Origin of the sequence: Acinetobacter sp. USHLN143 (assembly GCF_037145695.1) — a bacterium.
Taxonomy (GTDB): domain Bacteria; phylum Pseudomonadota; class Gammaproteobacteria; order Pseudomonadales; family Moraxellaceae; genus Acinetobacter; species Acinetobacter fasciculus.
In genome coordinates this window covers 33,042-58,347 of record NZ_JBBCWZ010000013.1, presented here as the reverse complement: position 1 = coordinate 58,347, position 25,306 = coordinate 33,042, and the positions used below count along the sequence as shown (strand labels likewise).

The 25,306-nt window shown below is 41.4% G+C and carries 24 protein-coding genes and 1 pseudogene; 19 read left to right on the top strand and 6 right to left on the bottom strand.

Annotation, left to right across the window (positions count from 1 at the left end; genetic code table 11):
- Positions 1–189 precede the first annotated feature (189 nt).
- Positions 190–834 carry a 4'-phosphopantetheinyl transferase family protein gene (locus WFH18_RS05785; RefSeq protein ID WP_262458171.1) on the top strand — a complete coding sequence of 215 codons (645 nt, stop codon included), beginning with the start codon at positions 190–192 and terminating at the stop codon, positions 832–834.
- A 23-nt stretch (positions 835–857) separates the two neighbouring features.
- Here the strand turns inward: WFH18_RS05785 and WFH18_RS05780 are convergent, their stop codons facing one another.
- Positions 858–1,628: an SDR family oxidoreductase gene (locus tag WFH18_RS05780; RefSeq protein ID WP_305158187.1), complete on the bottom strand. Its 771-nt coding sequence runs from the start codon at positions 1,626–1,628 to the stop codon at positions 858–860.
- Positions 1,629–1,719: 91 nt separating this feature from the next.
- Between WFH18_RS05780 and mazG the strand changes: the two genes are divergently transcribed.
- From mazG to WFH18_RS05695, 17 genes and pseudogenes are all read left to right on the top strand, one after another.
- Positions 1,720–2,532: a nucleoside triphosphate pyrophosphohydrolase gene (gene mazG / locus WFH18_RS05775; protein ID WP_305158188.1), complete on the top strand. Its 813-nt coding sequence runs from the start codon at positions 1,720–1,722 to the stop codon at positions 2,530–2,532.
- Positions 2,492–2,914 carry a ComEA family DNA-binding protein gene (locus tag WFH18_RS05770; RefSeq protein ID WP_191112194.1) on the top strand — a complete coding sequence of 141 codons (423 nt, stop codon included), beginning with the start codon at positions 2,492–2,494 and terminating at the stop codon, positions 2,912–2,914. Before mazG ends, WFH18_RS05770 begins: the two co-directional genes overlap by 41 nt.
- Positions 2,915–3,050: 136 nt before the next feature.
- Positions 3,051–4,523, top strand: coding sequence for a polynucleotide adenylyltransferase PcnB (pcnB, locus tag WFH18_RS05765; RefSeq protein WP_253159879.1), 1,473 nt, complete (start codon positions 3,051–3,053; stop codon positions 4,521–4,523).
- Positions 4,520–5,005: a 2-amino-4-hydroxy-6-hydroxymethyldihydropteridine diphosphokinase gene (gene folK / locus WFH18_RS05760; protein WP_005245998.1), complete on the top strand. Its 486-nt coding sequence runs from the start codon at positions 4,520–4,522 to the stop codon at positions 5,003–5,005. The genes pcnB and folK overlap by 4 nt, the downstream gene beginning before the upstream one ends.
- A gap of 53 nt (positions 5,006–5,058) precedes the next feature.
- Entirely contained in the window at positions 5,059–5,868 is an 810-nt protein-coding gene (gene panB / locus WFH18_RS05755) for a 3-methyl-2-oxobutanoate hydroxymethyltransferase (protein ID WP_305158190.1), read from the top strand.
- A 1-nt stretch (position 5,869) separates the two neighbouring features.
- Positions 5,870–6,718: a pantoate--beta-alanine ligase gene (gene panC, locus WFH18_RS05750; RefSeq protein WP_305158191.1), complete on the top strand. Its 849-nt coding sequence runs from the start codon at positions 5,870–5,872 to the stop codon at positions 6,716–6,718.
- An 18-nt stretch (positions 6,719–6,736) separates the two neighbouring features.
- Positions 6,737–7,588: an RNase adapter RapZ gene (gene rapZ / locus WFH18_RS05745; RefSeq protein WP_004278335.1), complete on the top strand. Its 852-nt coding sequence runs from the start codon at positions 6,737–6,739 to the stop codon at positions 7,586–7,588.
- Positions 7,585–7,854: an HPr family phosphocarrier protein gene (locus WFH18_RS05740; protein WP_034438008.1), complete on the top strand. Its 270-nt coding sequence runs from the start codon at positions 7,585–7,587 to the stop codon at positions 7,852–7,854. Before rapZ ends, WFH18_RS05740 begins: the two co-directional genes overlap by 4 nt.
- Positions 7,855–7,856: 2 nt before the next feature.
- Complete coding sequence (gene yjgA, locus WFH18_RS05735; protein ID WP_004278333.1) at positions 7,857–8,390, top strand: ribosome biogenesis factor YjgA; 534 nt, start codon at positions 7,857–7,859, stop codon at positions 8,388–8,390.
- A gap of 713 nt (positions 8,391–9,103) precedes the next feature.
- On the top strand, positions 9,104–10,372 hold the full coding sequence (locus WFH18_RS05730) for a sensor histidine kinase (RefSeq protein ID WP_004733022.1): 1,269 nt from the start codon (positions 9,104–9,106) through the stop codon (positions 10,370–10,372).
- Between the two features lie 173 nt (positions 10,373–10,545).
- Positions 10,546–11,851: pseudogene (locus WFH18_RS05725) on the top strand (RNA-guided endonuclease InsQ/TnpB family protein).
- A gap of 94 nt (positions 11,852–11,945) precedes the next feature.
- Entirely contained in the window at positions 11,946–14,696 is a 2,751-nt protein-coding gene (glnE, locus tag WFH18_RS05720; protein WP_005103272.1) for a bifunctional [glutamate--ammonia ligase]-adenylyl-L-tyrosine phosphorylase/[glutamate--ammonia-ligase] adenylyltransferase, read from the top strand.
- 24 nt (positions 14,697–14,720) lie between these two features.
- The gene (locus tag WFH18_RS05715; protein ID WP_004278329.1) at positions 14,721–15,647 is read left to right on the top strand and encodes a branched-chain amino acid transaminase; all 927 of its coding nucleotides are present in this window, start codon (positions 14,721–14,723) and stop codon (positions 15,645–15,647) included.
- Positions 15,648–15,775: 128 nt separating this feature from the next.
- Complete coding sequence (locus WFH18_RS05710) at positions 15,776–16,498, top strand: glycosyl transferase (protein ID WP_004278328.1); 723 nt, start codon at positions 15,776–15,778, stop codon at positions 16,496–16,498.
- Positions 16,499–16,539: 41 nt separating this feature from the next.
- A complete protein-coding gene (locus tag WFH18_RS05705; protein WP_004278327.1) occupies positions 16,540–17,511 on the top strand; it encodes a Stealth CR1 domain-containing protein in 972 nt (323 codons plus the stop codon).
- Between the two features lie 9 nt (positions 17,512–17,520).
- On the top strand, positions 17,521–18,282 hold the full coding sequence (locus tag WFH18_RS05700) for a glycosyltransferase family 25 protein (RefSeq protein WP_004278326.1): 762 nt from the start codon (positions 17,521–17,523) through the stop codon (positions 18,280–18,282).
- 76 nt (positions 18,283–18,358) lie between these two features.
- Positions 18,359–19,297 (top strand): glycosyltransferase family 32 protein, encoded by a 939-nt coding sequence (locus WFH18_RS05695; RefSeq protein ID WP_004278324.1) that lies wholly within the window; start codon positions 18,359–18,361, stop codon positions 19,295–19,297.
- 30 nt (positions 19,298–19,327) lie between these two features.
- Here the strand turns inward: WFH18_RS05695 and WFH18_RS05690 are convergent, their stop codons facing one another.
- On the bottom strand, positions 19,328–20,230 hold the full coding sequence (locus WFH18_RS05690) for a hypothetical protein (RefSeq protein WP_004782138.1): 903 nt from the start codon (positions 20,228–20,230) through the stop codon (positions 19,328–19,330).
- A gap of 92 nt (positions 20,231–20,322) precedes the next feature.
- Positions 20,323–21,222, bottom strand: coding sequence for a glycosyltransferase (locus WFH18_RS05685; protein WP_004278322.1), 900 nt, complete (start codon positions 21,220–21,222; stop codon positions 20,323–20,325).
- Between the two features lie 288 nt (positions 21,223–21,510).
- Between WFH18_RS05685 and WFH18_RS05680 the strand changes: the two genes are divergently transcribed.
- A complete protein-coding gene (locus tag WFH18_RS05680) occupies positions 21,511–22,233 on the top strand; it encodes a putative nucleotide-diphospho-sugar transferase (protein ID WP_004278321.1) in 723 nt (240 codons plus the stop codon).
- Positions 22,234–22,240: 7 nt separating this feature from the next.
- On the opposite strand, the gene WFH18_RS05675 is transcribed toward WFH18_RS05680, so the two are convergent.
- The 3 genes from WFH18_RS05675 to aspS all read right to left on the bottom strand — a co-directional run bounded on the left by WFH18_RS05675 (position 22,241) and on the right by aspS (position 25,244).
- The gene (locus WFH18_RS05675; RefSeq protein WP_004782143.1) at positions 22,241–23,104 is read right to left on the bottom strand and encodes a lysophospholipid acyltransferase family protein; all 864 of its coding nucleotides are present in this window, start codon (positions 23,102–23,104) and stop codon (positions 22,241–22,243) included.
- A gap of 18 nt (positions 23,105–23,122) precedes the next feature.
- Positions 23,123–23,344: a hypothetical protein gene (locus tag WFH18_RS05670; RefSeq protein WP_004278319.1), complete on the bottom strand. Its 222-nt coding sequence runs from the start codon at positions 23,342–23,344 to the stop codon at positions 23,123–23,125.
- A 115-nt stretch (positions 23,345–23,459) separates the two neighbouring features.
- Positions 23,460–25,244: an aspartate--tRNA ligase gene (gene aspS / locus WFH18_RS05665; RefSeq protein ID WP_005103279.1), complete on the bottom strand. Its 1,785-nt coding sequence runs from the start codon at positions 25,242–25,244 to the stop codon at positions 23,460–23,462.
- Positions 25,245–25,306 lie beyond the last annotated feature (62 nt).

The following is a 25,306-nucleotide window of genomic DNA, read 5'->3' as shown; positions in this document are numbered from 1 at the left end:
TTAAGTTTAAATATGAACACCCCGAATCAGATGTATGAGCAAACAAAAACCGAGCTAATTGCTTAACTCGGTTTGAAGTGGAATACTGTCAATCTATTTCAGGACAAGACAAAATAATGAATTTCTCTCCCAATAAAAGTGTAAATTCTTTTACACTCAAATCAATTGACATCTTTTTAATGGATTCACGTGGCTCGGCTGATTCAAATTCATCTGCATCAACTTTCTGATCTGGCTTGTGATCAATTGTCAGACCGCAAAACCCAGATTGCCGAACGGAAACGCGAAGTGGCATTTTTGCGCAATCAGCTTTTATCCCAATCTTTTGAATTGCCAGTTAGCGATCAACAGGTGGTGCGGACGAATTTTGGCAAGCCTTATTTAAATGACTATCCGGAGTTCAGTTTTAATCATAGCCATAGTCAGAATTTCTACGCCTTGGCCACGAGCAAGCAAGTTCAGAACTTAGGAATTGATATTGAAGAACTGAGTCGTAAGGTTCGTTTTGAAGCCTTGGCACAGCACGCCTTTCATCCCGAAGAACTCAAAACTTGGCAAACGCTGGCTTATGACCCTAAATACTGGTTTAAAGTCTGGACCACCAAAGAGGCGGTGTTAAAGGCCTCGGGACTGGGAATCCGGATCAACCTCAACGAGCTCAATACCAATATCCATCCTGAGCAAAATGGCGGACGCTGCGAACATCCAGAGATTGGCGTCTATGCCTATCAAAATTATACGCTTGCTGGCTGCATGCTCACCGTGGCCTGGCAAAGTGAGGATTCCTGCAAGGGGTTGAGATTTCCTGTGATCCAGATTCATCACACTGTCTAAAACAGAATGAACCCGAATATTTTTTATTTTCTGGCAATGACCAAGTTACTCAGCCGATTCACAAATTGTGGACTCATCCGCGACAAATGAAATAAAAACTGGCTTTTGAAGCCGACCGGATGATGCGTGGCTTGCCAGATGGAATCTTTGAGCTGTGCAAGTTTCAGAATATCTTGTGCGACATCTTCTGCTTTTAAATGCACGCCCATCTTTTTGATGCTTTCTGCCTGCATATCTTTGACCATGGCCGTACTGACGAAAAGCGGCATTACATCCAAGACTCGAATCCCATAGGGTTGCCACTCAATATCCAGACTTTCAGTCAGGCCACGCACTGCAAACTTGCTGGTGGAATAACTGCTTAAATCGGCTTGGCCATAAATCGCCGAAGCTGAAGATAGATTGATGATGCGGGCAAATGAAGATTCTTTTAAATAAGGGAAAGCGGCATGACAGCCGTTCATGACTCCTTTGACATTAATATCCAGAGTCCGATGATGTGCCGCAATGGTAGTATCTTCAAAAGGCCCTGAATATAAGATCCCGGCATTATTGACCAGAATATTGATTTCACCTGCCCAAGCTGAAAATTCGGCTAAAGCTGTTTCCCAGGAAGCGTAGTCAGCCACATCCAGAAAACCGGCTTTGGCATGTTCGCCCAGTTGCTGGGCCAATTGTTCTGCCTGCTCCACCTGAACATCATAAATGCCCACCTTGTAGCCGTGCTGGTAAAATAGGGCGGCCGTCGCGGCACCAATTCCTTGTGCTGCACCGCTAATCAATATACTGTGCATGTGCCTGATCTCCTTATTGTCTTTTTTTTGAGCATAACAAGAAACCGGCAGATTGACGCGACTATTTGGTAAAAAAAAGAGGTTTTTAAACATGGAACAACTACTCCAGGTCATGCGCGAATTACGTGAAAAATGTCCATGGGATCAGCAACAGACCCCCGAATCTCTGACCAAATATGCCATTGAGGAAGCTTACGAAGTCGAAGCAGCAGTCCGCTCTGGAAAAGTCGATGATGTCCGCGATGAGCTGGGTGATTTGCTGTTACAGGTGGTGTTCCAGTCGCAGATGTACAGTGAGCAGGGCGCTTTCGATTTTCAGGATGTGGTGCAGGCCATTACCGATAAACTGATTCGCCGTCATCCGCATGTATTTCAAGCTGAACAATTTGCAAAAATGAGTCCGGAAGATGTGTCCGAGCTATGGAAAGAAATCAAACAGCAAGAAAAGCAGGGCAAGCCGCGTTCACGCCTGGATCAGATTAAACATGCACCGGCTTTGGCGCAGGCTGATGAAATTCAAAAAAATGTCGCCAAAATCGGTTTTGATTTTCCGGACATGGCGGGTGCTTATGCCAAGCTGGAAGAAGAGCTGGCTGAATTAAAAGAAGCGGTAGCCGGACAAAATTCCGATGAAATACAGGAAGAATTTGGCGACTGCTTATTTTCTCTGGTGAATGTTGGTCGTAAACTTGGCATTTCCAGCGAGATGGCATTATTGGGGACGATCCATAAATTCCGGACCCGCTTTGCCTTGATGGAAGATCAGGCACAATTACAACAATTAGACTTGGAAAAACTGTCACTGGCTGAACTTGATCAGCTCTGGGAACAGGCTAAATTAGAATTAAAACAAAGAGCAGCACATGAAAAAAATACCTTATCGAATCGGTCCGACGTGGATTAACTTTCTTCTGAGTTGCTGGCTGGGCTTTATTTCTATCGGAACTGCGCATGCGACTGCGACCGATTATATGGAATGGAAGACCCAGCAACAACAACACGACGCCCGCCTGAAGAAAAAAGCTGCCGCTACGGCTTCATCAGAAAGCAATCACTATCTGGCGAAGCCTGCATTATCGACATCTTCTGCCGCTGATAAAATCAGTTTGAATAATGCAACAGTGGAGCAATTACAGCAGCTAAATGGTATTGGTCAAAAGAAGGCCGAGGCGATTATTGAGCATCGGCAAAAAAACGGTAAATTCAAAAGCATTGAAGAGATCCAGCTGGTCAAAGGTATTGGGCCGGCATTATTTGCCAAAAACAAGGCCAAACTGGCCTTGTAAGGCGACAGTACGGATCATGACTAGCTGATTGATTTGACTCGCAGGATTGACATAATCAAATTGCCCTTTAGGCGTGTAAGCGATATGATTAGCGTCATCTTAGAATTTTACGTTCAGACGTAGGAGACAGCGTCTTTTGCAAACTTTGCGCGCGTCAAAATGTGGTTTATCAACCGCTCAATTACCTTCTTATATTCTCGATGTGATTGATGCCTTAAACAAGGCAGGCTATGAAGCTTATATCGTGGGTGGTGGTGTTCGAGATCTGATGTTAGGTTTGAATCCTAAAGATTTCGATGCAGTCACCAATGCAACCCCGGCTCAGGTCAAGGAAGTTTTCGGACGACGTTGTCGAATTATCGGACGACGTTTCGAACTGGCGCATGTCTATTCAGGGCGGGAACTGGTTGAAGTGGCAACCTTCCGTGCACCACCAAAAAAAGCAGTGACCTCGGCCGCGGGGATGATTCTGCGTGATAACAACTGGGGCAGCATCGAGCAGGATTTTGCCCGTCGTGATTTTTCCATCAATGCGATGTATTACCAGCCGCGTAAAGGCATTGTGCTGGATTTCTGCAATGCAGTGGATGATATTCACAGCAAAACCTTACGCTTACTCGGTGATCCGACTTTAAGATTTGAAGAGGATCCGGTGCGCATGCTGCGAACCTTACGTTTTGCCGCCAAGCTGAACTTTAATATTGATGAAGCGATTCTGGATGTCTTTACGCCGGAAATGACCCAGTTGCTGCGTGATGTTTCTCCACATCGACTTTATGATGAATCACAGAAGCTGTTCACCATGGGACACCTGAATCGTGTCTTGCCCATGCTGATCGATTTCGGGATCTGGCAGCAGTTATTTGCAGATATCAAGCCTGAAATTACGCCGTTTATGGAACGTGCTGCGAAAAATACCGATCAGCGTATTTCGATTGGCAAGACCATCAACCCGGCATTTTTCTATGCGGTATTGTTATGGCAGCCATTCCTGGAGCGTTGTGAATTTTATTTGAATAAAGGCGTGGTAGCGGCCGAAGTCCGTGCCCAAGCCGGTCTGGATGTGTTAAAACGTCAGGCGACTCGCACTATTATTCCACGCTTTGCGGAAACCTTTATTCGTGAAGTCTGGGAAATGCAGACCCGTTTGCTGAATCCAAAACCACAGCAAATCGAGGCTTTGTCCAGCCACGCGCGTTTCCGTGCCGGCTTTGACTTTTTGCTGCTGCGTGAAAAATCAGGTGATGCGACTGCCCAAGGCATGGGCAGCTGGTGGGATGCTTACCAGCAAATGAGCGGTGACGAGAAAGAAAGGGCCATTAGCCAGTATAACCGTCAGCGTGCCAAGAGCCGCCGCAAGGCGAGTCAAGAAGAACATCTGGAACAGAAACTGACCCAGCAGCAAGATCTCGCTGAGATTGAGCCGTTAGTGAATGAACCTGAACCACGCAATCGTCGTGTGCGTAAAGCCAAGTTTGAAGACAAGGCGAAACCTCTGTCGCATGTGGCAGCCAGTGCCAGCGGTGAAATTGGCGCAGATCATCCGATTATGAAACGTAAGCGGGTAAAACGTGATCTGAGCCAGGTGGTGTTTGGACCAACACAATGATCGTGACGTATATTGGCCTAGGCAGTAACCTAGGCGATTCACGCCAGATTCTGGCAGAAGCTGTACAGAAACTGGCGACCTTGGGGCAGGTGAAAACTTCGCATCTGTATCAAAGTCCACCGATGGGACCACAGGATCAGCCGAACTATCTGAATGCAGTGGTGCAGTTAAATACCGATCTGGCCGCTTTAAGCCTGCTGGATCGTTTGCAAGCCTTTGAGCAGGACGCAGGTCGGGTACGTTTACGTCATTGGGGCGAACGTACACTGGATCTGGACTTGCTGATCTACGGCAATGAACAGATTCACAATGAACGCTTAACTGTGCCGCATGTCGGGGTATTAGAGCGTGATTTTGTCCTGATTCCACTTCTGGATATTGATCCTGAAATACAGGTTCATGGACACAGATTAAAAGACCTGGACATCGTCAAACAGTCGACCCTCACGGTACTCGACGACAGCAACTGGGCAAATATTTAATTTTTAAGTGATGGTAGCTTCGTCAGAATTTTCAAGCATAGAGGAACATTTTCATGGTCAGTCTGAGTGATTTAAGACGCTTTAAAGCAGATGGACGCAAATTTTCATGTCTGACTTGCTATGATGCCAGTATGGCCAAAGCCATGGAAATTGCCGAAGTGGACAGCATTTTAATTGGCGATTCTCTGGGAATGTCAATTCAGGGGCGTGATTCGACTTTGCCGGTCACGGTTGCAGATATGGCTTATCATACGGCTGCGGTACGCCGTGGTAACCAGCATGCCTTTATCATGACTGACTTGCCATTTATGAGCTATGCTACCTTGAATGATGCCTTGCAAAGTTCGAAAACCGTGATGCAGGCTGGCGCGCAAATGGTGAAAATGGAAGGCGGGGCATGGCTGGCAGAAACCATACAAGTGCTGACACGTAACGGTATTCCGGTGTGTGTGCATTTAGGTCTGACGCCACAGTCGGTACATGTCTTTGGCGGTTATAAACTGCAAGCCCGTACCCGTGAAGCCGCTGATCAGCTCATTGCAGATTGTAAGGCAGTCGTAGAGGCAGGTGCTGCACTATTGCTACTTGAATGCGTACCGGCACAACTGGGCCAAGAAATCACCGAGCTGTTTCCGCAGATTCCGGTCATTGGCATTGGTGCAGGTGCAGCTACAGATGGTCAGGTATTGGTGGTTCAGGACATGCTCGGTTTGACTTTTGGACATACCGCAAAATTTGTACGTAATTTTATGCAAGAACAATCGGGTGCGACAGCCATTCTGGATGCTTTTAAAGCCTACCATGCTGCAGTTTTAGATGGATCTTTCCCGGCACCAGAACAAACTTTTCAGGTTGAATTGTAAGATGAAAACAGAAACCACCATTCAGGGCTTAGCGGCATCATTAAATCCGGCGCGTACCAGTCGCAAGATTATCGGTTTTGTACCGACCATGGGCAATCTGCATCAGGGACATTTAAATCTGGTGCGTGAAGCACGTAAGTTGTGTGATGTGGTGGTGGTCAGTATCTTTGTCAATCCGATTCAGTTTGGGCCCAATGAAGATTTTGACAGCTATCCGCGCACGCTTGAGCAGGACCAGCAGCTTTTGGCAGAAGTTGGTTGTGACATCGTGTTTGCGCCGACGGTTGAGCAAATGTATGGCAAAAAACCGCGTCTGACCAATATCAGTGTTTCTGACATTACCAATGATTTATGCGGTTTGCAGCGTCCTGGCCATTTTGATGGTGTGGCGGTGGTGGTCACTAAATTGTTTAATATCGTACAGCCGAATTACGCTTTCTTTGGCCAGAAAGATTATCAGCAATTGGCGGTGATTCGTCAGTTTGTACAAGACCTGAATATTCCACTGGAAGTGATTGGTGTACCGATTGCCCGTGCAGAAGATGGCCTGGCTTTAAGTTCGCGCAATGGCTATTTAAGCGAAGAGCATCGTGCAATCGCACCGGTCATTTATCAAAGCTTGCAACGGGCTGAACAGCAATTACATGCAGGTGAGGAACTGGATACGGTATTGGCCGAGATTCGTCAGACTTTAACCGATGCCGGGTTTGTGGTGGATTATGTTGAAGCTAGAACTCCAGAATTACAAAAAATTCATACGTTTAATCAAGATCTTGTGTTATTTATAGCTGCAAAGCTGGGGAATACACGTCTGATCGATAACCTGCAGGTTAAATACACTGCCGGCTAAGATGAAAGGGTAGCATGCATGAAGCGTATTTTAATTGTCACAGGACAATCTGGTTCGGGTAAGTCATCTGCATTACAAGTGCTTGAAGATCTGGGTTATTACTGTATTGATAATTTGCCTTTGGCATTGCTTCCCGAAATCGTGGCAAAACTGGACAGTGAAAATAATCTGGAACAGTTGGCGCTGGGCGTCGATGTACGTAGCACGCGGGCGGATTTACAAGAATTTGATCATGTATTTGAACAGCTGCAACAGCATGGTTCGGTTGATATTATCTATTTGACCACGCAGGATCAGGAGCTGATCGCCCGCTTTAGTGCTTCGCGTCGGCCACATCCTCTGGCGTCGCGCTTTAAAAGTCTAAATCAATGCATTCAGGAAGAAAAAATCCTGTTGATGCCGATTCAGTTGCGTTCTACGGTGCATATCGATACCACTGACAAAAGCGTGCATGACCTGAAACATACCTTATTGTCCAAGCTCGGACAGGCCGATAACCTGATCCTGATTCTGCAATCCTTTGGTTATAAGCATGGCATTCCACTGGATGCCGATTATGTCTTTGATGTCCGGCATTTGCCTAATCCGCATTGGGAACTGGAACTGCGCAAATTTTCAGGGCTAGATCAGCCGGTGCAGGCATTTTTACAAAAGAGCGATCAGGTCGAGGACATGTTCAATGATCTGTATCATTTTCTGGACAAGTGGTTGCCGACCTTTGCCGAAGGGCATCGTCATTATATGACCGTGTCGATTGGCTGCACCGGTGGTCAGCATCGTTCTGTTTATATTGTGGATAGACTAAAAAAAGCCCTTGAGGCAAAATGGTCTATTCAAGTCCTCCATCGAGAAATGAAGCACTGGTCATGATTGATACGACAGTTGACGTAATTAATAAACTGGGTTTACATGCACGCGCATCTGGTAAACTGATAGAAGTTACCACCAAATTTCGTTCCAGTATCCAGATTGGCAAGGCTGACAAATTGGTAGATGCCAAAAATATCATGTCATTGCTCATGCTTGGTGCAGGCAAAGGAACAACTTTACGCTTAGTGATTGAAGGAGCAGATGAGGACAAAGCCTTATCTGAAATTCAGGCACTATTTGCAGCAAAATTTTATGAGGCAGATTAATCGTGGCACGTCGACCGAACAGTTTAACTGAAGAAGATTTTGATTCTTTAGAGGGACGCGCAAGTAAGACCGAACAGAAAAAAGCAGTCCAGCGTATGGCTGCTTTAGGTGCGCAGCTTGCAGAGCTGAGCGCTAAACAAATTAAAAACCTACCCGTAGATGAGCGTTTGATTGACGCCTTGCTTGATGTGCAGGCAATTAGTTCACATGAAGCACGTCGCCGTCAATTTTCACGGATTGGTAAATTATTACGCAATGAAAATGAAACTGTAATTTTGTCTTATTTAACACCCAAACAAGGTCTTAAAAAGACAGCCCAATTACAGCGTTGGGTGGATCGAATTGTCAAAGATGGTGATCCGGCCATCAATGAATTTACCAAAACCTATAATGCGACAGAGCGTCATACCTTACGTCAACATTATCTTCGGGTACATCGTGATTTAAAGAATCAAGCACCTGAAGAAGAAGTGAATGCTTCTAAATTAAAGCTGTTTAACTATGTACAGCAAGTGGCGTTGATTTCTGACAATTAAGCAGCCATGTAAAAAGGCGGTCTTTTTTAGGCCGCTTTTTTATAGCTGTTTTGAACTGATTGGTTTGACTTGGACATGCATAGTCTATAAGTGGTCTATCTTAATATTACTATTCCAGCTTCTAAAACTGCATTGATGATAAAAAATACAAAATTTCTGCAATTAATTTGTTAATGAATGTAAAATCTTTACAATTCTCAGTGGCTTTTTTGGCCTGTTTTTAGTCAATATCCTGATATTTAAATATTTCGTAGACTGGAATTGTTAAGATAGTTTTAAAAATTAAAAAATAATTCTGAGTGTTATTAGATAGATGAGACCTGATATAAAATTTCTTTTTAATCATAAGGTCAAGTTATATAATTGAAAAATCATTAGCTTTTACTCCAAATAGAGTAAAAAGCTATAGTGGGTATTTTTTAGTCAATAGTGTGTTACAGTAAATACAAATAAACATGCTTATTTTAGGTGAGATATATTAATTTCAAATACTTATGTAGGTTTTTTTCGAATAGTAAATTTTCAAGTTATTCTTAATCAATTAAATATCAGTGCTTTGCGGTTAAGAATGTATCTGGATAGAAACAGGTTAACAAATCCTTTAACCTATAGGTGAGTTTTCATCGTTGAGTAAATATAGAATCTTTGTTATTGATTGTATGAATTTGGTCGGCAGTGTTTTCTATATTCCATAAACATTCAGAGAGGCAGACATGGAACTAAAACTGCTAGAGGTCGGTCAGAATACGGAGCAATTAAGCTCGTGCCGTATATCTCTCATTTTAGGTGTCTATACCTCCAACAACCTATTAGACACCTTTTGTAAGATCGCCCGTAAAGTTTTAAACGTTAAAACCAGTATTATCGGCTTCCACACGGAACCCTATATCTGGTACAGCTGTCCGCGCGGTTTTCGGGCCTTGCACGCCCCACAGGAAGTGAATCTGCCTGCGTATCTGCAACAGTCAGATGTCATTGACCAGACGCATCCTGCTTATACAGAATTGTCAAATTATGTGAAAGATCTCGGTGTAGCGCATCAGAGATTAGTCGCCTTTAATTTAAAATCAAGTAGCGGTGTGTCTTTTGGACAGGTCATTTTCTTTGATGATCAGACTGAACTGTTCGATCAGGACGATATTGCCACCATCAAACAATTTGCTGAAAGTTTAGTGATTCGAATTCAGCTCAATCAAGAACATACTGAGTTGAAAGAATTATACGAGCAGCAATGCGCACAAAATTTCAGTAAAACTAAATTTTTCCAGATTATTGCGCATGATCTGCGTGCACCGTTTCACGGCTTGCTCGGCTTTTCCGAAGTACTGGCACAGGAACGTGACACACTGGATGAATCCAGTATTCAGAGTATTGCGGATTATTTATATGATAATGCACAATCGACCTATAACCTGCTGGAAAGCCTGCTGACTTGGGCGATGGCAGAGGGTGGGCGCTTTGTTTATCATCCGATCAATTATGAATTGAAACAGTCCAGCAAGATTGTATGTGGTGTTCTGAAAAGTTTGGCCTTAAATAAAAAGATCGAACTGGTCGATAATATTCCTGAAGACATCAAGGTACATGCGGATATCAACATGATTACCTCTGTCTTGCAAAACCTGGTGTCGAATGCGCTTAAATTTACCCCGGTGAATCAAGGCGGTAAAGTGATTTTAGCTGTAGAGATGGAAGGCGAGCAGGTCAAGATTACGATTCAGGATACTGGCCTGGGCATGACCGAAGAACAGATGCAGAATCTGTTTAAACCGACTTTGGGTGTGAGTGTCAGAGGCACAGCTGAAGAGAAAGGGGTAGGTTTGGGTCTGGTACTCTGCAAGCGCTTTATTGACCTGAACCATGGTCAAATTGCTGTAGATTCCAAAGAGGGCCGTGGTACGACCTTTACTGTGCATTTGCCGATGGTTACCAATGATCATCAGGCGCTAGTGCTTGAAGATGTACATGCCGAGCAATCTTAAAAGGTAAATTTCAAACTAAAACATTCCCACTGAGACAAAACTCCTGCTATCTTTAGTGTGAAAGAGGACTCCACCCAACATTAGGGTGGAGGTGAATTTCACGACTTTTTTTTAGTGCAATATGATAGAATAATTTGCATTAAGTTTCTGTATCTAAATAGATTTAAGGCGAAATGAAGATCAACAAAGCGTACAAATTTAGGCTTGAGCCTAATGCGGAACAGGAGCTTGTTTTAAACAAGTTGCTTGGCTCTGCACGTTTTGTTTGGAATCAAATTTTAGCTGTTTCGTTCGAGATGCTTGCTAATAATGAGCGAATCAACAAAGTTAATTTAGTCAATAAAATTCCTGAATTACGCAAAAAACCTGAATGTGCTTTTCTAGAAAACAGCTCAAATGGCGTTTCACTCCAACAAAAAGTTCGTGATCTTGGTGATGCTTGGGGGGAAGTTTTTTAACAAAAAGGAACAAGCTAAGTTAAAGCAAAAACCATTTAGAGCTAAGAAGCCACGATTTTTTAAATTATCCGATGGTGGTGAAGTTCAACTTAGACCACTTATGCCACGATTCAAAAAGAAATCTGATGGTTATGATTCCATTCGTATTGTTCAATTTGGCAGATATTGTTGGGTTAAAGGCAACCAAGTTAAGTTACCTAATGACATTGGCGTTGTGAAATTCAGAAAATCACAAAATATTGTGGGTGAGATTAAGAACGTCACAATCTCAAAGCATGTCGGGAAATGGTATGTGTCATTTGGTGCTGAAAACACAGTAGAAGCACCAGTCCACCCATCAAAATCAGCCGTTGGCATTGATTTAGGTGTTAAAAAGTTAATTACAACGTCTAGTGGTCAAGTATTCGACCCGATCAATAGTTTCAAGGCCAATCAAGTAAAGTTGGCTAGGCTTCAGCGCAAGCTGAGAAAGAAAAACAAGTTCAGTCAAAATTGGAAAAAGCTGAATCTCAAGATCAATACATTACACCATCATATTGCCAATATTCGGCATGACTACTTGCACAAAGTCACCACAACGCTCAGCAAAAACCACGCAATGATCGTAGTTGAGGACTTAAAAGTAGCCAATATGTCGAAGTCAGCGAAAGGCTCAATCGAGAAAAAAGGAAAGAATGTTAAAGCCAAGTCCGGCTTAAATAAATCAATCCTGGATCAAGGTTGGTCAATGCTTGTTAATATGTTGGTGTACAAACAGCAATGGCGAGGTGGTTTACTCGTTAAAGTTGACCCTAAATATACAAGTCAGACTTGTAGTTCATGTGGTCACGTTGCAAAAGAAAATAGGCTTACTCAAGCAAACTTTAGTTGTGTCGAGTGTAGCTTTGGCGAGAATGCAGATATTAATGCTTCTCGCAATATTTTGGCGGTAGGACATACCGTTTTGTCTGTGGAGGGTGGATGCGGTAAAGGTCGCCTTGCGAAGCAGAAAGCAAGTGAAATCCGTGAGGAAGTCACCTAAGAGCTTTTACTTTTAGAATCCCCCACTTGAACATCGTGAAAGTGGTGGGAGTATGTCAAAACTAAGCAGAATGTTTCAGGGGAAGAGTTGAGTGATGAATGCGGCACAATTGCAGAAAACCTTAAGAGCTAGCCAATATACCGAACAGGTATTGGCCAATCACCAGAGTTTACTGGAACAGGATTATGCAATTGATCAGTTTCAAGGCTCACTCAGTCGGGAATATATTGATCAGCTGGTGCAGCACTGCATCCTAAATATAAGCGATGAAGCAACGTGGATGCGCGCAATGCGTATTTTGCGGGCTCGATTGATGTTTCGTTGGATCTGGCAGGATGCCAATCAACTCACCGATGTCATTACCCTCACCCAAGAACTCTCCGATTTTGCCGATGCGTGCATCTGTGCGGCGAAAGATTTTGCCCGTATTCCGGTCGTTGCCAAGTATGGCCAGCCAATCGGCTATAACGGAAAAGTCCAAGATCTGATTGTCATTGCCATGGGGAAACTCGGCGCCCAAGAACTCAATCTTTCCAGTGATATCGACCTGATTTTTGCCTTCGATGAGCAGGGTGAAACTGATGGGCGTAAATGTATTGATGTGCAGCAGTTTTGCATCCTGTGGGGACAAAAACTCATTCATTTGCTGGATCAGATCACGGCGGATGGCTTTGTATTCCGCGTCGACATGCGCCTGCGTCCCTGGGGCGATGGTTCAGCACTAGCCATTAGTCATGCAGCCTTGGAAAAATATCTGAGCCAGCATGGGCGTGAATGGGAGCGTTATGCCTGGATTAAAGCGCGTATTGTCAATCCAAGTCCAGAAGGCGACGAGCTGCTGGAGATGACCCGTCCATTTGTATTTCGCAAGTACGTCGATTACAGCGCTTTTGAAGCCATGCGCGAAATGAAAGCCATGATCGAGCGCGAAGTACAGCGCCGTAATATTGAAGATGATATCAAGCTCGGAGCCGGTGGCATTCGCGAAGTCGAATTTATCGTGCAGGTGTTTCAGCTGATTTATGGCGGGGCCAAACTTGAATTGCAGGATCGGCAGTGTCTGGTGAATCTAAATCATCTGGATGATGCCGAGTTGCTGGATGAACAGGCGGTGCAGGATCTGGAAAATGCCTATTTATTCCTGCGCCGGGTTGAGCACGCGATTCAGGCACTGAATGATCAGCAAACGCAATCACTACCGACAGAGCCAGAGTTAAGGGCGCGTATAACGGACACACTTGGTTTTGCGGATTGGGACAGCTTTATGGCATATCTCAATGAAAAGCGTGACAAAGTGATGTATCAGTTTGATCATCTAATCAAGGAAAATGGCCCTGACACCTTGGTTGAAAGTTTTTCCCAGTTGGAAAAGAAACTCAAAGAAGTGTTGGATGATAATGCAAAGAATCTTGTCTATGAGTTTTGGAATGGGCATGCCTTAAAAAAATTACCGGCAAAGGCGGTACAACGTTTAAAAACCTTCTGGCCGCATTTAATTGAAGCCGTTTTACAGTCAGATGATCCTCAGGTGGCATTGGTGCGCTTGATGCCCTTAGTCGAATCAGTGATGCGCCGTACGGTATATCTGGTGATGTTAATCGAGAGTAAAGGGGCGTTGCAGCGACTGGTGAAGATGGCCACGGTCAGCCCCTGGATTTGTGAAGAACTGACCCATTATCCGGTGCTACTGGATGAATTCCTGTCGATGGATTTTGAATTGCCAAAACGTCAGGATCTGGAAGACTCTTTACGTCAGCAACTTTTACGGATTGAAATTGATCAGGTCGAAGACCAGATGCGGGTCTTGCGCCTGTTTAAAAAATCTAATGTTCTGGCCGTTGCCGCCAGTGATGTGCTGGCTGAAAGTCCTTTAATGAAAGTTTCCGATGCCTTGACCGATATTGCTGAAGTATCGGTGAATGCAGCGCTGCATCTGGCCTATCAGATTGTGGCAAAAAAGCATGGTTTTCCACTGGATGCAGAAGGGCAGCGCTGTTCAGTCGAGCATACGGCTTTTGCAGTCATTGGTTATGGTAAAGTCGGTGGAATTGAATTGGGTTATGGCTCGGATCTGGATCTGGTGTTTATTCACTATATGGGTGAACAGGCCGATACCGATGGACTTAAGCCGATCAGTGGCTTTGAATTTGCCATGCGGGTTGCACAAAAGTTTATGTCCCTCATGACCACGCAAACCTTGGATGGACGTGTATATGAAGTCGATACCCGATTGCGTCCATCGGGCGAAGCTGGGCTTTTGGTCACCAGTTTAAAAGCCTTTGAACAGTATCAGTTCAAGAGTGCCTGGCTATGGGAGCATCAGGCCTTGGTACGAGCCCGCCCGATTGCGGGTGAAATGAGCTTACGGAAAAAGTTTGAAGTCTTGCGCCGGGATATTTTGATTCAGCCCCGTGATGAAAATTATGTACGGGCAGAAGTACTGAAAATGCGTCAGAAAATGAAGGAGCATCTCGGTTCTTCCGCCGATCAAAAAAAAGATGGTATTTTTCATTTAAAACAAGATGCAGGTGGTATCGTAGACATCGAATTTATGGCACAGTATGCGGTGTTGGCTTGGAGTGGGACGAATAAAGATCTCGCCCATTTCTCCGACAATGTACGAATTCTTGAGGATGCCGCAAAATCAGGTTGCTTATCCAGCGACGATGCGACTGCTCTGATTCAAGCTTATCTCCGTGAACGCGCCGAGAGCCATCGCTTAGCCCTTGCAAATCAATCCATGCAAGTGTCTGCAAGCGACTGGCACGATACCCGAATGACCGTTTGCAAGTTATGGCAAAGACTGATTGATCCAAGTGCAGACTTTGCACTGGATAGTGAATAATTGTGAGAAATTGGAGTTTGTGGCATGAATTTGGCTGATCGTGATGGTTTCATTTGGCAAGATGGACAACTAGTTGACTGGCGTGAGGCAAAAACTCACGTATTAACACATACTTTGCATTACAGCATGGGTGTGTTTGAAGGCGTCCGAGCTTATGAAACCCCGAATGGAACGGCTATTTTCCGTCTTAAAGAACATACGAAGCGCTTGTTGAATTCTGCAAAAATTTATCAAATGAAAGTTCCATTTGATCAAGCAGCATTAGAACAGGCTCAAATTGATGTTGTTCGTGAAAACAAATTAGCGTCTTGCTATTTACGTCCAATTATTTTTATTGGTTCTGAAAAACTCGGTATCGCTGCAACTGACAATACCATTCATGCCGTAGTTGCGGCATGGAGCTGGGGTGCTTACCTCGGTGAAGAGGCGATGGCGAAGGGAATTCGCGTAAAAACGTCTTCATTTACCCACCATCATCCGAACGTGACCATGTGTAAGGCTAAAGCATCAGGTAACTACACCTTGTCGATTCTTGCGCATCAGGAAGTGGCGCATTCAGGTTATGATGAAGCAATGCTGCTCGACCCACAAGGCTATGTATGCCAAGGTTCAGGCGAAAACGTATTCCTGGTGCGTGATGGCGTGATTCATACGCCTGATATCGCAGGTGGTGCGCTGGATGGTATTACCCGTCAAACGATTATTACGATTGCTAAAGACTTGGGTTATGACGTAATTGAACGCCGTATTACCCGTGATGAGTTCTACATCGCAGATGAAGCATTCTTTACCGGCACTGCTGCAGAAGTAACACCAATCCGTGAATACGATGATCGTCAGATTGGTGAGGGTGTACGTGGTCCAATCACCACTCAAATCCAGAAAGCATATTTTGATGCAGTTCAGGGCAAAGACCCGAAATATGCACACTGGTTAACGTATGTGAAGTAATTAAGAATTTACTGATTGAAAAAACCTCTCATTTGAGAGGTTTTTTTTAACTGATGTACTTATTCTGCCGAACTTATGTCATCATATTCACCATCAAGAAGATTTTAAGATGAGCTTAGGCATACGCAATGAGTAACATCGTTATTTGTATGAAATGGGGAACCAAATACGGTTCGGAATACGTCAATCGTTTATACAATATGGTTAAACGACATACGACAGTCGACTTTAAAATGGTCTGTCTGACGGATCGTACTGAAGGCATTGATCCTGCAGTACAATGTTTCCCTATTCCACCTCTGGCATTGCCTGAAGGTGCGCCTGAGCGTGGCTGGAACAAGCTGTCCACTTTTGAGCCTGATCTGTATGGTTTGGAAGGCAATGCACTCTTCCTCGATCTTGACGTGGTGATTGTCGATAATATCGATGAGTTCTTTACCTATCCGGGTGACTTCCTGATTATTCATGACTGGAAACGTCCTTGGCGTATTACCGGTAACAGTTCGGTTTATCGGTTTAAACTGGGTGCTTTCCCAGGTCTGTTACCTTATTTCCGTGAACATTTTGATGAAATTCGTCAAAAATTCCGTAATGAGCAAGCCTATTTGTCTTGGTATGTAGACCGTGAAGGTAAACAGACGTATTGGCCAGAAAGCTGGTGCAAGAGCTATAAATATCACTGCCTGCAAAAAATTCCGATGGCTTATTTTAAGCCGCCTGTGAAGCCTGAAGGTGCCAAAATCATTGTTTTTCATGGCGAGATTAATCCGCCAGATGCAGTGAATGGTGGTGGTGGTAAATGGTATCGTTATGTGTTGCCATCGCAGTGGATTAAGGACGCTTGGCAGTAAGTTATAGAGTTTATTCAAGCTAATTGTTGATTAGAAGTATTATGGAAAAAATAGATTTTGTTATTGCGTGGGTCGATGGCAATGATGTAAAGCATCGACTTAAAAGGCAACAGTTTCAATCTACTAATATCGTAAAAGGTTCAGCAGAAGAAACTCGATTTGCTAGTAATGATGAAATCTATTTTTCAATTGCTTCAATTCTTAAATATGTTCCCTATTTTGGAACAATTTATATTATTACGGATGAACAGCAGCCTGCACATATTCATGATTTTTTCGAACAGGGATTATGTGCTCCTGAGCAGATAAAAATAATTGATCATAGAACAATATTTGCTGGTCATGAGCAATACTTGCCTACATTTAATTCTTTAAGTATTGAAACTATGCTTTGGAATATTCCAGGGTTATCAAAGTATTTTATTTATTTGAATGATGATTTCTTCTTTAATGCCTCATCTGAATTAGATGATTTTTTAGTTGGTGACCAGATAAAAGTCTATGGACATTGGGAAAATAACTCCTTAATTAAAGCAAAATTTAATCTACGTAAAGGTCTTAATAAATATTTTGGTAAACCTTTACAGCCTAAATATACAATTGCTCAAATGCTTAGTGCTGAATTATGTGGATTTAATAAATATTATGAAATTCATCATCGTCCCCATATATTGGATCGTGATGTACTACAAAATTATTTTCAAAAATACCCTACAACATTAGCTCAACAGATTAGGCATCGTTTTAGAAGTGCTTTTCAGTTTTTACCCGTAGGACTTAATAATCATTTAAAAATTCAGGCTAATGAAGCAGTTCTATACGATGATATTAATATTGCTTATTTAAAAAATGAAGCATTGCTATCTTTATTTTTAGAAAACTTAAATAATACCACTATTAAATTTGGTTGTATTCAAAGTTTGGATCAATTTGATCCAAAAGAAGCAGAAAAGGTATCTTTTGCTTTAATTGCTAAATTTAAAAACTATTTACCTCTATCTATTCAGCATTAAGAGTTAATCATGAAAGTTGTAACTTATTTAATTAATTTAGACGGAAGTGATGAGCGTCTAGCTGCAGCAACTCAGCAGCTTAATAGTGTGAGCTGGAGGTTTGAACGTTTTGCTGCTTATGATGGTCGGGGTAAAGCACTCTCTGAATTCATAAATTATAATGACGATCAAACTAATAAGGTATTAGGTCGTAGTTTAATGAATTCCGAGTTAGGTTGTTATTTAAGTCATTATGGATGCGCTGAAAAATTTTTAGCCACTGATGCAGATTATTTAGTGGTTCTGGAAGATGACCTTAAAATTAATAGTGACTTTAAGATTAAAATTGACAGCATCATTGAATATTTGCACCAACATCAAGATTTAAACTGGTATCTTATTAATATTGCTGCAAAAAAGAAAAAACTAGCAAAAGATATTACGCAAATAGGGGATATAAGTCTATGGCATGCTTTTTATTTCCCAATTCGTGGCTTAGGGTTAATCTGGTCGCGGCAGGGAGCACAGTCTTTTGTTGAGGTAGGCAAAACTATAAATATGCCGGTTGATATCTTCTTCCAGTCTTGGTTAAGTCAAAATGGCAAAGGTTTAGGGATTTGGCCACCACTAGTGAAGCCAGCAGGGGTCGATAGTGATATTTTGGGAACGGTTGCTACTCAGGGGATTTCTCGTAAAGCACTTGAAAATAGAAGCAGCTCCTATGGCTTTAAAAAGCAGAAGCGTATGTGGCGTGATCGTTATCATGCACTAAAATATCTGCTAAATTCTTAAAATTCATCGAATATCTTAATAATTGAATATTTATCATTAAAGGAATAAATCAATGAGCATGTTGGAAATAATTTAGATGAAAATATTTAAAAAAACTTATTATATGCTTAAGTTTTATATCATGTATTTTTACAAGATTAGAGGCACGAATTTAAAAATTCATAATTACGCAAATATGATTACGCTTAATCCAAAGCCAGAAGAAGTTAAAATACCTAAGCTGATTTGGCTGTATTGGGAGGGGGATGTACCATTATTTGTGGAAAAATGCATAGAAAATATAAAGCTAATAAATGCAAATTATGAGGTTCATTTTTTAACACCAACAACTGTTGATCAATTTATACAGATAGATTTTGATTCTTTAAATATTCATCTACCTCAGCATAAAGCTGATTTAATCAGATTTAAATTACTTTATGTTTATGGAGGAATCTGGTTAGATGCAAGTATTATCGTTTATGAAAATTTAGATTGGATTCAAGAGTTGGTTTCTCAAAATCAGACCGAAAGTTTTGCCTATTATCGTAAAAAAAACACTACCAATATTGATTCTCCAGTCATCGAGAATTGGCTTTTAGCAACGGCTCCTAACAATAGGTTTTTTAAAGATTGGTTTGATGAGTTGGTGAACGCCATGCAGGTTGGCCCTAAAACATATATCAATGAAATTAAACGTACTGTGCCAAATTATGAGAGAATATTTCAAAAGATTAGTAATTTAGAGTACCTGATTTCCTATGTGGTGTGTCAGGTGATTATGCTGAAAGCATTGCCTAGTATTACTTTAATTGATTGTGATCAAAATGCCTTTTACTATCAGGTAAAAAATAAATGGGTCAAAGAAAAAACATTAATTGAAATGGCAATCAATCATCATTCAGGTGAATACCCTAAATTGATTAAATTTGCCGGTAAAGAGCGTAAACATATAGGCGAATTTTATGAAAAAGGAATGTATTTTCAAGATTCACTGCTAGATTTCCATGATGATCAGAGTAAAACCTTATCTTAACGCTCTATCAGGTTGGATGATCTGAACCACTTAGAGGATGGTGTCTTGTTCGAGCGTTAATTTATTAAATGATTTGATAAGACTATGGGGTGAAAGATTATAAACAGACACTTTTTGACTTTCAAAGAAATAGGCTGCTGTTTCAAATGCCGCTATGATTGATTGGGTGTGCTGGTTTAATAAGGTAGGTTGTTTTGCATCTAAAGTTTCATAAAATCGTGGTAGGTCGAAGTTATTCATATCCACACCTGCAATATAGATATGTTGGTAATTTAATCCTGACATAATCTGTAATGCGGTATAAGCCACGGTATAGTAGTCAAATACTGTGTCATACATGTGTGTAGAAAAGCCAAAACCATTGTAGAAGTAATTACTCTTAACTTTTTCATCAACATGAATAGTGTTTCCCATAAAAAGTTCATTTTTACAGTTACTCGTGATTTCAATAATTTTAAATTGGCAACGAATCTGTTCGATTTTTACTTTTCTTAGAATATAGTCTAAGCAACGTGCGGTGGTGAAAAAATTGCATGCTGTGTCTAAAACCCGCTCAACGAGATCAAAACGATTTTGTACAAAATCATGATCAATAATGACATAGTGTTGAAAAGTGACCTCATTCAAAGCGATTGCTCCATTGACGCCAATATAGTCCAGTTTCTCATATTTAAAAAATTTATCAGGAATCTTTTTAATCGATGGTCCTGTTGCGATCAGCATACATTTTGAATGTTTATTCTTTAAGTTAAGCGTATGGTCTGCAATTAAGGTATTCCTAAAAAAAACTTGATCAATTTGACCCGATGCATTACGAACCACACGGTAAAAAGGCCAATAGCGTCTGTTGTGTTTGTAAGTACTCGGTTTTAAAAGTTTATAGGTATATTTTGTCAAATTTCGAACGAAATGGTTGAAAATTAAACCACACATATTCTTGTCTCTTTCATAGCTTATTTCTATGAGTTATATCAAGTTTATTTGAGAATAATCTAATTGATAAGATGATTCAGTTGCTTAGAGGGTTAATGATCTAAATTAAATGAATCACGCTTGGTTTTAAACTTGCTCAGGAGCCTCTTAAACCAAGGCTGGGATGTTTCTGACCGAGTAATGTTATTGCCCGAGTATTTTTTTTGAGATGCTTTGTGAAATTTTCCGTAGGGTGTAATTGTATAGTCCTCAAGTTGGTATCCGGCAGAAAGGGCTTCGTGATAGTATTGGTCAAAAAGTGTTGTCAGGTCCGCTCGGGGGTGAGGAATAATTTCGCCATCAAACCAATGTGTTGAATTATTGTGTTGAAGACGAGGAATTGAATATTTGTGACTAAACTGGGTGCCCATATCGGAATAATGCAAAATTTTAATCTCGTTGATACTTAGATTTTCACCATCGATGCAATTAAAATGATCATTATAAGCTTGAACCAATGACGGTTCTTTTTGAATTTGTCTCATCAGACTTTGATGACTGGCAGGGTTACTTTTTAATTCCTCAATTCTAGGAAGAAAATGTTTGGCCTTTTCACAATCCCAGACACAAGTGCATAAACGGGCTGAGCTTCCCCCCCCCTTGGCTGCCACAATAGCATTGGCTTCAATAGGATGTTCCCAGAGTAGTGCAAGATCATCGAGTACAATGACATCTGTATCCATGTAAATGGCTTTACCTTGAAATTGACAATACTCTGGAATAGCCCACCGAAATCCGGAAAAAGGTGTCGCCCAGTTTTCTGTTCTCCATCCTTGATTCGATTTCGGATCAGAATACCAATAGCTAGAAGGATCACGCGAAAGTTGCATCCAAATAATTTCTACAGGCTGCTGGGTATGTTTTTTAATGCTGTAGTCTAAAACCATCATTTGTTCTAAATCACAGTTGTTTGGGTCACAGCCTATAAAAATTTTGATTGTTTTGAGACTCATTTTTATCAATTATTTTGTGATATGATAATGTATATTAAAACAAAGACTATATAAAAACAAAGACTACATAAGATTTACTATGTTTTTTTATTTATTCTATTATAATTAAAACTTAAATAAAATAATCGAATTTATTTCAATGACTTCTTTGGTTTTTAAATAAATTACAATAACTTATGTGTATTATATTGTTATATAATTACGAAAAAAATTTAAAATTATAGTTTTTTATCACACTTTTATCTATGATTTTAAACTTAAATTGGTAGAAAATTAAAAGGATTCTTAATGTTGACAGTTTTTGGTTTTCATACAGATGATAAACTATATACGAAGCATGCTCAAATTTTAGCTGAATCAGCAAAAAAATTTAATATTCATATTCTATTAAAGCAATTTTCAAAAGATGACTGGCAAACCATTATTGCATTTAAGCCTGTGTTTATTTCGCAAATGCGTCGTGAAACTCATGGCCCACTTTTATTTGTTGATGCTGATGCTATAATTCTTGAGGATATCCGGCCATACTTCAATGCAATTGAAGAAGATATTGCAGTACATTACATAGATAATAAGCGTTTAATTAGTAGTACTATTTTTATAAATGACACTAAAAATGCACATTCTCTGATGGATGAATGGGAGAAGCGTATGTTGCAAAATCCAACTATTTGGGATCAGATTATTTTACAAAACTTGGTTGATGAGTGGCATGATGCAGGCCTTATTACATTAAAAAAGCTACCACCAAACTATACATTTATTTTTGATACATCTCGTAATTTATATGGGGATAAGATTCAACCTAGTATTGAACAATTACAAGCAAGTAGAGATAAGCGTTGGATACAGAAATATGAGCAAAGAAATTCAATTTATCAATGGATAATGCGTTCTTCTCTACTGTCAAAAAGTACTAAAAAGATTGTTAAACGACATAATGAAGTTAATGCACGAACAACAAAGTTAGGAATTGATATTAAGTTAACTTTAAGTGATTTAATTGAATAATTAAAATTTATTGATAAATATTACTTTCATCAATTATTTTCCTAAACCTTTTATACCCCCACAAATACTGTTCCGGAGCGACATTAATCATGCGCTCCATTTCTTTATTTAAGGTATCAACCGACAATTGTAAATCTTTAGATAAAATATCATTTGATAATTTAGTCACGTAAATATCATAGCCGGAAAAATCTTCACGTCTTAAACAACTAAGCCCAACTACTGAACATTGTGTTTTGGCTGCCAGTTTGGAAAGTAAGGTAGAAGATAGCGCATTTTGATTGTAGAAAAGTGAGTAGATACCACCACTTTCTTTAGGTACATGATCCGGCAATATTGCAGAAAAACCACCCTGTTTTAAATGCTTAAATAAAGCACGTACACCAGAATCATCTGTAGGAACCAGTGTGGCATTCAGGCGTTGCCGAGCTTCAAGCATAAAACGGTCAATATCCTGATTCTTACTGGGCTTGTACATAATTACAGGGGAGGTGTGCTGATTTACCCAGACATTTAAAAGCTCCCACGTACCAAAATGAGGCACCACTGCCAAGCAGCCATGAGGATTTTGCAAAGCTTTCAGGAAAATATCTTCGCCCTGCACATCTTGAATCAAAGACAGCGCATAGTCTGGTGATGATCCCCAAATCTTGACTGATTCTGCATACGTCATGCACTGACTTTTCAGGCTGCTTTTGGTCAAATCAGCCCGTTCAGCTTCCGAAAGTTCAGGATAGGCAGAGGCCAAGTTAATCTCGGTCACTCGGCGTGCAGAAGAATGGCTGAGATACAAAAGAGATCCAGCCAGTTGCGCAAGATTTTGAATGAATCTTAGTGGAAGCTTGGAGAAATTTTTGAGTAGGGTGTACATGGTATCCAGATGGTCAGATTATAGGTCTTTGTCCGGATTGCCCTTCAGCACCATATAAATCAAACCTACAAAAATCAGCAGGGCACCTAAAATACTGCTCAGGCAAAAATACACAATACGATCATTGGTATCGAGGTTGAACAGATTGTTGGCAAGGATATAGCGCATGAACAGCCATTGAACCACTGAAAATACAATAAGCATAATGCTGCGATTACGAACTGCAGGACGCATAGCCATTGCTAATTACCTTAGATTAAAAACTGTGGCTATTATGCCACTGTTCCAGATACGACTCAATCTTACAAAAAAAGCCCCGCACGAGGCAGAGCTTTTTCACTTAATACTTCAAGAATTATTCTTGAGATTCAGCTTTTGGTTTTTCACGTAAGCGAATACCAAGGTCACGCAGTTGATTTGATTCAACTGGAGCAGGTGCTTGCGTTAATGGACATTCAGCAGTCTTGGTTTTCGGGAATGCAATGACGTCACGAATAGAAGCACCACCAGTCATGAGCATCACCAGACGGTCAAGACCAAATGCCAAACCACCATGCGGAGGAGCACCGTAACGTAATGCATTTAATAAGAAGCTGAATTTCTCTTCTGCTTCTTCTTCGCCAATACCTAATGCTTCAAAGATCGCTTTTTGCATTTCAAGGTTATGAATACGCAGTGAACCACCACCGATTTCAGTACCGTTCAATACCATATCGTAAGCAACAGATAATGCTGCACCTGGGTTGTTCTTCACTTCTTCAACGCTTGATTTTGGTAGCGTGAATGGGTGGTGAACAGAGGTCCATTTGCCATCATCAGTTTCTTCGAACATTGGGAAATCAACAACCCAAAGTGGCGCCCACTCACAAGTTGATAATTTAAGGTCATGACCGATCTTCACACGAAGCGCGCCCATGGCATCGTTAACAACTTTCGCTTTGTCTGCACCGAAGAATACGATGTCGCCATTTTCAGCGCCAACACGTTTCAATAGATCAAGCACGATTGGCTCGATGAATTTCACGATTGGAGATTGAAGACCTTCGATACCTTTTTCAAGTTCGTTGACTTTGATGTAAGCCAAACCGCGTGCACCGTAGATGCCTACAAATTTGGTGTATTCATCAATCGCGCTACGTGGAAGTGAACCCGCACCCGGTACGCGAAGCGCAACGATACGGCCTTTAGGATCTTTTGCAGGACCTGCGAATACTTTGAACTCAACGTCTTGCATCAAGTCTGCAACGTCAACCAGTTTCAACGGAATACGCATATCTGGTTTGTCAGACGCATAGTCACGCATTGCATCGTTGTATGTCATGCGTGGGAATTTATCAAACTCTACGTTTAGAAGTTCTTTGAACATCTTCACGGTTAAAGTTTCCATTAAATCCATGATGTCATCGTCACTCATGAACGATGTTTCAACGTCGATTTGGGTGAATTCTGGCTGACGATCCGCACGCAAGTCTTCATCACGGAAACATTTCGCGATTTGGTAGTAACGATCGATACCACCCACCATCAACAACTGTTTGAACAGCTGTGGAGACTGTGGAAGTGCGTAGAAGCTACCGTTAGATACACGGCTAGGCACTAAATAGTCACGCGCGCCTTCAGGTGTTGCACGTGTCAAAATTGGTGTTTCAACGTCTAGGAAACCATTGTCTTCGAAGTAGTTACGAATCAGGTTGGTCAATTTAGAACGGAAACGTAAACGATCTAGCATTTCTGGACGACGGATGTCCAGGAAACGATATTTCAAACGAATTTCTTCAGAAATATTGGTGTTTTCGTCATTTAAAGGGAATGGCGGAGTTTCAGACTGAGCAAGAACTTCAATTTCTTTACCAAGAACTTCGATTTGACCGCTCACCATATTGGCATTTTCTGTGCCTTCATAACGGCGACGCACACGGCCTGTAATTTTTAATACAAATTCTGAACGTACTTTATCAGCAGTTGCGAATGCTTCAGGAGTATCTGGGTCAATAACCACTTGAACAAGACCATCACGGTCACGCATGTCAAGGAAGATTACACCCCCGTGGTCACGGCGACGGTGTACCCAACCGCATAATGTTACGGTTTGGTCAATTTGAGCTTCGGTTAAAGAACCGCAGTAATGAGTTCGCATCATAGCGTTAGAAATCCAACTATATGGGTTAAGGTCAGCGAATACGTAAACAGCGTACCGCTTTG